Raw genomic sequence first — 8408 nt, forward strand, 5'->3', positions numbered from 1 at the left:
CCCGTGACCAGGCGTCGTACCACCTCTGAATCGATCTCTGACATACGCGTCCACCTTGTTCTACATGGACACGTAGCTTCCTCTCTCAGGCACTCTGTGGAAAGACGTAGTTCAATGACCGCTTACGATCAATGAAACGTTCTTGTAGTTCAGGTGATGGAACCTCGGACCAACTGAGGTCGTACTCAAAGCCCAACGTCTGAAATTCCCCGATGCGCAACTTCTTGCGAAGACGTCGGCTTCGGGGTCGCTTGGGCGGTGGGAAATGCAGGTCAAGCATGTGTGCTCTATGGCGTTGGGTTTGGTCTGTTATGGAGCCCTGCAGGGAACGGAACATTCAGATGGTGTGCAAAACCACCGATACAGCACAGGCCGATTTGACGCCTGGGGACATGTGCGGGTCCAAGAGGCGGAGGAGGACGCGTATCACCATGATTCGAGCTCAGAAACTCGCAAGCTCAGTCGATGGGTGGCATGGCCACTCTGCGCAGTTTGATGGCCGGATCTCGCGCCGCGTTTTCGAGGCGTTCCCATTGATCTTGGGTCACGACTGGGATGCGTTTGACACCGATGTTGACCGTCGGCTTCTCTATACGCCTGACCTCACCATTGGACTGTCGCTCCAGTTCGGCTAGTTCTCTGAGCAACTTTTCGCGTATGACCGTTTTCATGGCACCCTCCAGCGTACGATGGCTGACACTTGAGCATGGACCTACAGAAACCTCGGATGCGTCACAAATGGCTGGCGCGTAGGAATCACATCGGCTGTGGGCCGGGCAGTCTGGCGTTCAATCCTGGTGTTTGCCAGGCTCATTTTTTGTCTGAGCACCCAAACCCTCAAGGTACTTGCTCAGCGCCTCGATCTGAGGCAGGCACAGGCTCAGCGCAATCATGCAGACGCCGAAGATGATCATGCCCAAATACAAGTCCATTTTTTCTTTGCATGGTTGGCGTGGCCCATCCGGGATCACTGGCGGTGAGGGTAACTCACGAACATTAAGCCCAATGAAAATTGTAGGTGGAGTTGGGCACACGCGTGCGGTGGATTGTTACAGCGCATGACTGTGGTCGCAGTGGAGCTGACCGGTCGACTTCAGGTTGATTCTGCCGCGCATAGGCCTGCGATATCGATGCGCACCTTAGCGCTTTTGAGCATCTGTTCGCAGACCTCTGCGGTCGGGTCTGGGTATCGCGCACCTTTCGCTGTCTCGTACAAGTCGACATGCAGGCCCGGCGACGTTGTCGAGGCACAGGACCAGATCGCCTTCAAAGGCTCCATCTGCCATTGTTCCGTTTTGTTGACGTATCCAGGCGTCACAAGCGACACCGATTTGAGCCGAATTTCTTTTGATTCATGCTGCTTGATCAGACTGTCCAGCTCGGTTGTCGTGGAGAGCATGAAGGTGCTGGAGTACTCAAAATCTTCGTCGCCGTCTTCCTTGTGGGCGAAGTCGACCCAGAAGAATGGGGCATGAACAGCCACCTGGACAGCGACCCAGCGGTCTTCACTAGGTGAGAAAAACTTGGACATGGGGTGCCGGTTCGGCTCGTGGGTGCAAAACATGGGTTTAAATCTAAGCAAATGAACACTATAGATTGTAGTCCTATAGAGTGCATGATGCCGTAATCGGCGGATGTCCTCGCCCAAGCCAGCGCGCAACCACTTTCACCTGGCACTACGCACGGTCAGGCTGGCAAAGGGGTTGTCGCAGGAGGATTTTTCGCTGGTGTCCAGCCGTACTTATGTGAGCAGCTTGGAGCGGGCGCAAAAGAGTGCGACGCTGGGCAAGGTCGATGAGCTCGCCGATGTGTTAGGTGTTCACCCGCTGACATTGCTCACGCTGGCTTACGCCGAGCTAGGCGATCCTGCCCGGGTTGATGGCGTCTTCAGCAGGGTTCGGCGTGAGTTGGCGTCGATGCAAGGACACGACGCCGAAGCGGCTGACTGAATTGGATCTGGCCGGTGCTTGCTGAGGTCAAGTTTTTCTCACCTCGTGGGGCCACCCAATCCGGAGTTTCAGGTTCGGTGACGGCCCGCAGAGCGCCGGGCCCGCTCGCTTCGGCTCAGTCGTTTGTATTCCTGTCGAATGCCTGCTGCTGCACCGGTGATGGGAGTAAAGTACAAACGTATGCTGTGGTTGATGACGCCTCGGATGTAAGCCAACTCAATGTGCAGGTTTGAAATCAATAGACGCAAGTGAGTCTCCTGGTGCTGTCTGCATCAACAACGGTGCGCGGAGGTGTGGATGTGGCCGCCACGCTCTATTGTGCCCCCGCTCGGGCTCGGGCGTGGCCATCAGCAATTGGGACCCCAGGCTAGCTTTCAGCCTTGGAATTGGCCAGATATTTGGAGCCGCTTCTGCAACTCACGACCATGGTCTAAGCTGTCGCGGCCCCGCTCCAGCTTTCATTCATACAAGAGATTTTTCCTTTGGGTACAAAATATCATAATGACCATGGATCGGAATTTCTGCGTGTTATTGGAGAGGGCTCTTGAGGGCTGAGATATTTTGGAGGTTGGATGGAATTGATCGCGGTTTTCGCCGGGCTGAGATTGGGCGCGCATCGTGGGTGCGCTGACGGATCGCGCTGAACGTAGGATCAGGTTGACGAATCCAAGTCGCCTTCAAACTGCATGACTCTCGACTTGAGCAATGCATTGAGCCTATTTACTGTTTTGGTTGAAATTTTTTGGACAATGATATCCGCTGCGTACTGGCCCATATACGCGGCCCTGAAGGGGCGCGAACTGGGGGGATACTTTGTAAAAGCATCTGTACACGCTCACTTTCTCCGAGCGCGGTCTATCAAGGAAATTTTCCAGCCAACTTCTTGCTTTGCGTGAAACGCGAGCATCTATTCTTGGGCAAACTGAGCTTGCATTCAGACAAGAGTCTGTGTTTTACCTTGCAGTGCCAACTCGGATTGCGAGGTCACAAGGATGACGGGGCGATGCCCGCCACGTTTGTGAACTCGTGAGTCCCTGATGGCTAAGGATCATGATGTGCGACCGCCAAGCAAGCGGTGCGCGCCTGCGGTGATGCGACTTCTGGTATACTGGCTTCACCTCAGTAGGTGTGAGTGATTCATGCCTTGAATCGCAGTTAAGCGATTCGTCGAGTCCACCCGATATCGGGATGATTAGCTGTTGTTCCCTTGTAACGGCAGCGCCCCCTCTCGCTCTTCAAAGAGTGAGTATTTGAGTAGGCACCAGTCAAGCTGGTCCTGCCCTGTATGTTTTCTCACTCACACTCTACATAGAGTGCCGAGTGCATATGAGCAGGCAGAGTTAATCTGGTCCTGTTCCACAGGTTCTTTCAGTGCCTGTGCATCTGGAGACGCTTTGTCGGGTGTTCGTCTCGGCTGCTGCATTGCAGTCAGCAATCAAGTGTCTTTTCCGCCCGCTGTAGAGCTGCCCGCTGGCGTACCGTTAGGTACCTCCGGCCATGAGGTCGGCGGCAGGATCATGTGCTCCAGCAGGTGATCGAAGAGACTCCACCTAGCCCGTTCGTTGCAGCCCTTTGCAAAGAGACAGGTCTATAAAAACTCCGCAAAGCCAACAGCCATGCGGGTTCCGTAAGTTTTCGACCCGACGAAAAATTACGACGATAGTACGACTCGGCCCATGCGGCCGGCGTTCAGCACTGCATCCCGCTCCTTAGGACTGGTTGCCGATGGCATTCGGCCAAAGGCTACACGACGCCCTCGACCACGAGGGAGCAACTTGCGAGTGCACTCCCCCCGATTTGCCGCGTTTCAGCGCGCGTTCAATCGATACCTCCCCATAGGTTGCCGAGTACTTGACTCGAGCACATCATTTACCGTTTTTTGGGCCGGGAGGATTTAGAACCTTTGCCGTTGAGTTGATGTGACACGCAGCCTGCTGTGTGTGACTTTGTCAGCCTGCGGCAATTTCTATGCTTGCGCACTGGAATAGTGCGCATTCTCAAGATTACTTGGGCGTGATCTTGACAATGCACTTTACAAGGATAGATATGTCACGAAATTTTGGTATTGGTTCGAGGTCTATGTCATACGCCGGGCGGTTGGTGCTCGATGCGCAGGCTGCACGCCACATTTTGTCTTTTTCCAGTGTTAAGCATTACCACATGCGTTGGAGCTTATTTTGCGACTGGAGCGGTCAATTTGGTGTAAAGAGAATGGAGGATGTGAGCTGGGGTATTGTTCAGCTATATGGGTGCGAGCAAGCGGTATTGGTGGATTTGGACGAGATGAAGCCGTCATACGCTCAAAATCTTGTGTCTGCTGTTAATTCAGTCATGTCTTTTGCGATTGGCGGAGGTTGGCTGTCCGTTTCGCCAACGAAAGACTGTGATATTCAAAAGCGCTCGGCGGTGCGTCGGAGCGCCCCCGGCGCTCTTAATTGGGATTTGTATATTCAGGCGATGATAGCGGTGGCCAATCAAGCAGGGCCCCGTGAATTGGGTGTGGTCGAGTTGGCCAGACTTTTCGGTCTTCGCTCAGAGGAGGCGAGTTTGATCGATGCGAAAAAAGCCTGGCGTGAAGCCCAATCGCGAGGCTACTTGACCATTCGGGAGGGTACGAAGGGCGGACGCGAGCGAGAAGTGCCTATTAGTTCCGATGGTCAGCGTGAGGCGCTGGCACGTGCGGCTGCTGCTCAGGGGAATGACTATTCAATGATTCCGGTGGAGCTGTCTTGGAAGTCATGGGTGGCTGGCCCACTTCGGAAAACCCGTGATTTGGTTAAGGAGGCTACGGGTGGCGGTCTTCATGATTTGCGCGCAGCCTATGCGTGCGAGCGCTACGCGGCACTTACGGGTCACCCTGCACCTTGCGCAGGTGGTCGAATTCAAGATCGTGCAGCTGATCTGACAGCGCGGTTGACGATCGCAAATGAGTTGGGTCATGGCCGCGTTGACGTGGTCGCTGAATATGTTGGGGGGCGGGCATGAGTTTGCGTCAACACGTTGAAATGGATACCCATCATTGGGTATCGAAGCAGAACAAGGTTGAACGGCGGCGCAAGCGTGTACGCATGTTGGCATTCGCGAAGTTCGCCGAGGCCAAGGGCGCACGCCATCCTGGCCAGGTAGGCTCGAACACGGTGGTGAGTTTCTGGAAGCATCTGCGCACTGAAGGACTGGCTTGGGAAACTCAAAGGGACTACTGGTATTCGATTAAGGCTCTTTGGGAAATTTGGGGGAAGCCGGATGAGCCGCCGCAGCCCCGCAAGCCAGTTCAGCCAGCGGATGACAGCAGTCAGCAACGGCAGCAAGTTGTTGATTGAAGGCTCCGCAGTCGTGTGCGTCGATCGGCGACCGTGTGTTTAGTTCGGCCCGACCTTTTGACTAAATGTGATTGCGTCAAGGCTGGACTGGACGTCCAACCTATACTGGACTTGTGCACACGCTGTTTTTGGATTTCGACGGGGTACTGCATCCCGAATTTTGTCATCAGTCCAAGCACTTTTCTTGTCTGCCGTTGCTGGAGGCGGTGTTGCGTCAAGTGCCGGCATGTGACGTCGTGGTGACAAGCACCTGGCGCCACCAGTATCCGATCGAGGTGCTGCGCGATCGCTTTTCGTCCGACATCCAGCCTAGGGTTATCGGCGTGACCCCGCGGTTCAGTCACCTTGAGGATGTGCCTGACGTATTGTTCGGCTATGAGCGTGAGGCTGAATGCAACGCGTGGTTGCGAGATAACGGACGTGTAATGGCGCCGTGGCTGGCGGTTGACGACCGTTCTTGGCTCTTTCGGCCGTTCAATCAATTCTTGTTCTTGGTGGACGGCAAGACAGGCCTGACCGCTCCAATGGCCGCGACGCTTGCTGAACGACTGCGCCGGCTGTAGCCCACACACCGACAGGCTATCCGCATTGGCTAGACTGACCAGCCTGCACGCAGGAGCGCACGCATCCGGCCGCCCATACAGTCGAAAGTGTCCGGTGTGGTGTGGAGTGCAGTCTCTATGCCCAGTGCGCCAGATGCGTTCTTGACCAGTCCTAGGTTTGCTTATAAAGTCCGTAAAAACGGAAAATAATAGCGAACTAGCCTCTTTTATGAAACATTCACCCGATCCAACGATGCTTCCCTACGAGGTAGAGGAAGGTTTGACGACCTTGGGTGATCGAGTGAGTGCTGTGCGTCGCACGCTGGGGTGGACGCAAGAGGACTTGGCGGCCAAGGCTGGGGTGAACAAGAAGACGGTCCTCAATGTGGAGCATGGCCGGCCCAGTGTGGGGATCGGGCACCTTTTGAACATCCTGTGGGCCTTGGATTTGATTGGTGAACTCCTGCCGGCGTTGGCCAAGCTGGGGAAAACCGATGAGGCGGTGAGCCTGCTTGAGCGCGCACTGCCGAAACGGATTCGTGGGACCCGTTCATGAGCGACACCGTGAAGCCGGTTTGGGTGTGGCTCCCCGGGCAGGTACAGCCTATCCAGTGTGGTGAATTCGAGTTGCAGGGTCAGGTCGGGCGGTTCCACTACTTGGCCGATTACCTCAAGCGTGGCGATGCCGTGGCACTGGATCCCCTGCACTTGCCCCTGAAGCGTTCAGAGTTCTGGGCCAGGGAAACGCGGCAAGAAGGCTTGTTTGGGGTGATACGTGACGCACGGCCATCCTCGCCAAGTTCCGCATGCGCAGGTGGCGCCATTTCAAAAGTGAGAACCCCGCGATGAGTGAGCTTTCGGCGCCGAAACCCACACCGGATTAAGCGGACTTTCGGCGCCGAAACCCGCGCCGAATCTACTCGCCCCGTGGGCCTGAGAACCTCTGCCGGATGAGCCAGCACAAGCCACCTGCCATCCGTAAGCGTGGCCCCAAGGCCCTTCTTGTGAGGAGCGGAGGGTCAATGCAGGATATGTCCATATGCAAGACAGTGGACACACCCCAGAGTGGAGCGGGCCGACGGTGGAGCGAATCATGCGCAACGGCAAGCGCATTTACGTTTCAGCCTTCAAGGCCTGGCTGGTGGAACAGGCGCTCAGGCCAGAGGTTTCGGTTGCTGGCCTGGCACTTCGCCATGGCGTCAACGCCAACCAGCTTCGCAGCTGGATGAAACTCGAACACTGGCAGTCCTCCCCTCACACGTTGTTGCCGGTCACGGTCGTCGCAGACGCTCGGCCAGCTGAGGTGGTGGCTACCACAAACGCCCGCCAGCCCAAGGCAGTGATGGAGATTGAGGTGTGCGGCACTGTCATCCGTCTGCGCGGCCCAGTGGATACCGAGCAACTCAAGGCGGTCCTGGCCGTGGTGCGCGCATGATCGGTCTGCCAGCGAACACGCGGGTATGGATCGTGGCCGGCCACACCGACATGCGCAAGGGCTTCGACGGCCTGGCGGCGATGGTCCAGGGGGCCCTGAGCGAGAACCCATTCAGTGGGCACGTCTTTGTCTTTCGAGGTCGGCGCGGCGACATCCTCAAAGTGCTGTGGTTCGATGGCCAGGGTTTGCTGCTGCTGAGCAAGCGGCTCGAACGCGGCCGCTTTGTCTGGCCGCAGGCATCGGCCGGTGGCGTATCCCTGACGCCAGCGCAACTGTCGATGCTGCTTGAAGGTATCGACTGGCGCATGCCGACGCGCACGCACCGTCCCGATCTGGCGGCGTAAAGCTTGGCAGTTGCGGGTCATTCCCGATGAGGTGAGACAGCAGAGTTGGGCATACTCAAGACCGTGCCTGCTCCCCATCAACCACCCCAGAACATCGACGAATTGCTGCGCATCATCGCGGCGCGCGACAGCGAGGTGGCGCTGCTCAAGTTGATGGTCGACAAACTCAAGTTGCAACTGCTGCGCCGGGTTCGTTCCGAATTCGGTACCTCCAGCGAACAGTTGACGGCGCAGATGCCTTTGATCGATGGTGGCGAGAACGCGATGGCCACTCGAGCCAAGGCCGCATCTGCACCGGTCCCCGCCAATGACCCGCAGATCGACCGCAGTCTGCCCGCGCACCTGCCGCGCGATGTTCGGGAGCACTTGCCCGAGATCAGTGACACCCACCAGGACACAAATGGCCAGTCCTGCGGGTGCACCGCTTGTGGCGCGCGGCTGCGCAAGATTGGACAGGATGTCTCCGAGCAACTGGAGTACGTGCCGGCGCACTTCAAGGTGATCCGGCATGTGCGCCCCAAGCTGGCCTGCGTGGCGTGCCATGCGATCTTCCAGGCCAGCGCACCCAGCCGACCCATTGCACGCGGGGTGGCCGGTGCCGGGTTGCTGGCCCATGTGCTGGTGTCAAAGTACTGCGACCATTTGCCTCTCTACCGCCAAAGCGGCATTTATGCCCGCAGCGGTGTTGAGTTGGACCGCTCAACGCTGGCCGGCTGGGTTGACCAGGCCGATCAATTGCTTGATCCCTTGGTGGCCGCACTGGGTCGTTACACCCTGGCGGCCGCCAAGCTTCACGCCGACGACACGCCCGTGCCGGT

At 57.0% G+C, this 8408-nt stretch carries 12 protein-coding genes; 8 read left to right on the forward strand and 4 right to left on the reverse strand.

The genetic code is table 11. The features are described from left to right. Positions 1–85: 85 nt before the first annotated feature. From ACFQPB_RS23230 to ACFQPB_RS23245, 4 genes are all read right to left on the reverse strand, one after another. The gene (locus ACFQPB_RS23230; RefSeq protein ID WP_382228633.1) at positions 86–337 is read right to left on the reverse strand and encodes a 50S ribosome-binding protein YggL; all 252 of its coding nucleotides are present in this window, start codon (positions 335–337) and stop codon (positions 86–88) included. A gap of 121 nt (positions 338–458) precedes the next feature. Then, complete coding sequence (locus tag ACFQPB_RS23235) at positions 459–671, reverse strand: hypothetical protein (protein WP_382228636.1); 213 nt, start codon at positions 669–671, stop codon at positions 459–461. Positions 672–788: 117 nt separating this feature from the next. After that, complete coding sequence (locus ACFQPB_RS23240; RefSeq protein WP_382228639.1) at positions 789–920, reverse strand: hypothetical protein; 132 nt, start codon at positions 918–920, stop codon at positions 789–791. A gap of 173 nt (positions 921–1093) precedes the next feature. Next, positions 1094–1531, reverse strand: coding sequence for a hypothetical protein (locus tag ACFQPB_RS23245; RefSeq protein ID WP_382228642.1), 438 nt, complete (start codon positions 1529–1531; stop codon positions 1094–1096). A gap of 103 nt (positions 1532–1634) precedes the next feature. Between ACFQPB_RS23245 and ACFQPB_RS23250 the strand changes: the two genes are divergently transcribed. The 8 genes from ACFQPB_RS23250 to ACFQPB_RS23285 form a co-directional block, all read left to right on the forward strand. After that, positions 1635–1949, forward strand: coding sequence for a helix-turn-helix domain-containing protein (locus ACFQPB_RS23250; RefSeq protein ID WP_382228645.1), 315 nt, complete (start codon positions 1635–1637; stop codon positions 1947–1949). Positions 1950–3917: 1968 nt separating this feature from the next. Further along, positions 3918–4934, forward strand: coding sequence for an integrase domain-containing protein (locus ACFQPB_RS23255; RefSeq protein ID WP_382228647.1), 1017 nt, complete (start codon positions 3918–3920; stop codon positions 4932–4934). Beyond that, positions 4931–5269: a hypothetical protein gene (locus ACFQPB_RS23260; RefSeq protein WP_382228650.1), complete on the forward strand. Its 339-nt coding sequence runs from the start codon at positions 4931–4933 to the stop codon at positions 5267–5269. Before ACFQPB_RS23255 ends, ACFQPB_RS23260 begins: the two co-directional genes overlap by 4 nt. Positions 5270–5382: 113 nt before the next feature. Further along, positions 5383–5832 (forward strand): HAD domain-containing protein, encoded by a 450-nt coding sequence (locus tag ACFQPB_RS23265; RefSeq protein WP_382228653.1) that lies wholly within the window; start codon positions 5383–5385, stop codon positions 5830–5832. 208 nt (positions 5833–6040) lie between these two features. Beyond that, a complete protein-coding gene (locus tag ACFQPB_RS23270) occupies positions 6041–6367 on the forward strand; it encodes a helix-turn-helix domain-containing protein (protein WP_382228655.1) in 327 nt (108 codons plus the stop codon). Positions 6368–6904: 537 nt separating this feature from the next. Next, a complete protein-coding gene (gene tnpA / locus ACFQPB_RS23275; RefSeq protein ID WP_382228657.1) occupies positions 6905–7246 on the forward strand; it encodes an IS66-like element accessory protein TnpA in 342 nt (113 codons plus the stop codon). Then, entirely contained in the window at positions 7243–7590 is a 348-nt protein-coding gene (tnpB, locus tag ACFQPB_RS23280) for an IS66 family insertion sequence element accessory protein TnpB (protein ID WP_382228660.1), read from the forward strand. Before tnpA ends, tnpB begins: the two co-directional genes overlap by 4 nt. 45 nt (positions 7591–7635) lie before the next feature. Beyond that, positions 7636–8408: IS66 family transposase (locus ACFQPB_RS23285; RefSeq protein ID WP_465262287.1), on the forward strand; the 773-nt coding region annotated here is incomplete at its 3' end.

This window comes from Hydrogenophaga atypica (genome assembly GCF_042665215.1).
Taxonomy (GTDB): domain Bacteria; phylum Pseudomonadota; class Gammaproteobacteria; order Burkholderiales; family Burkholderiaceae_C; genus Hydrogenophaga; species Hydrogenophaga defluvii_A.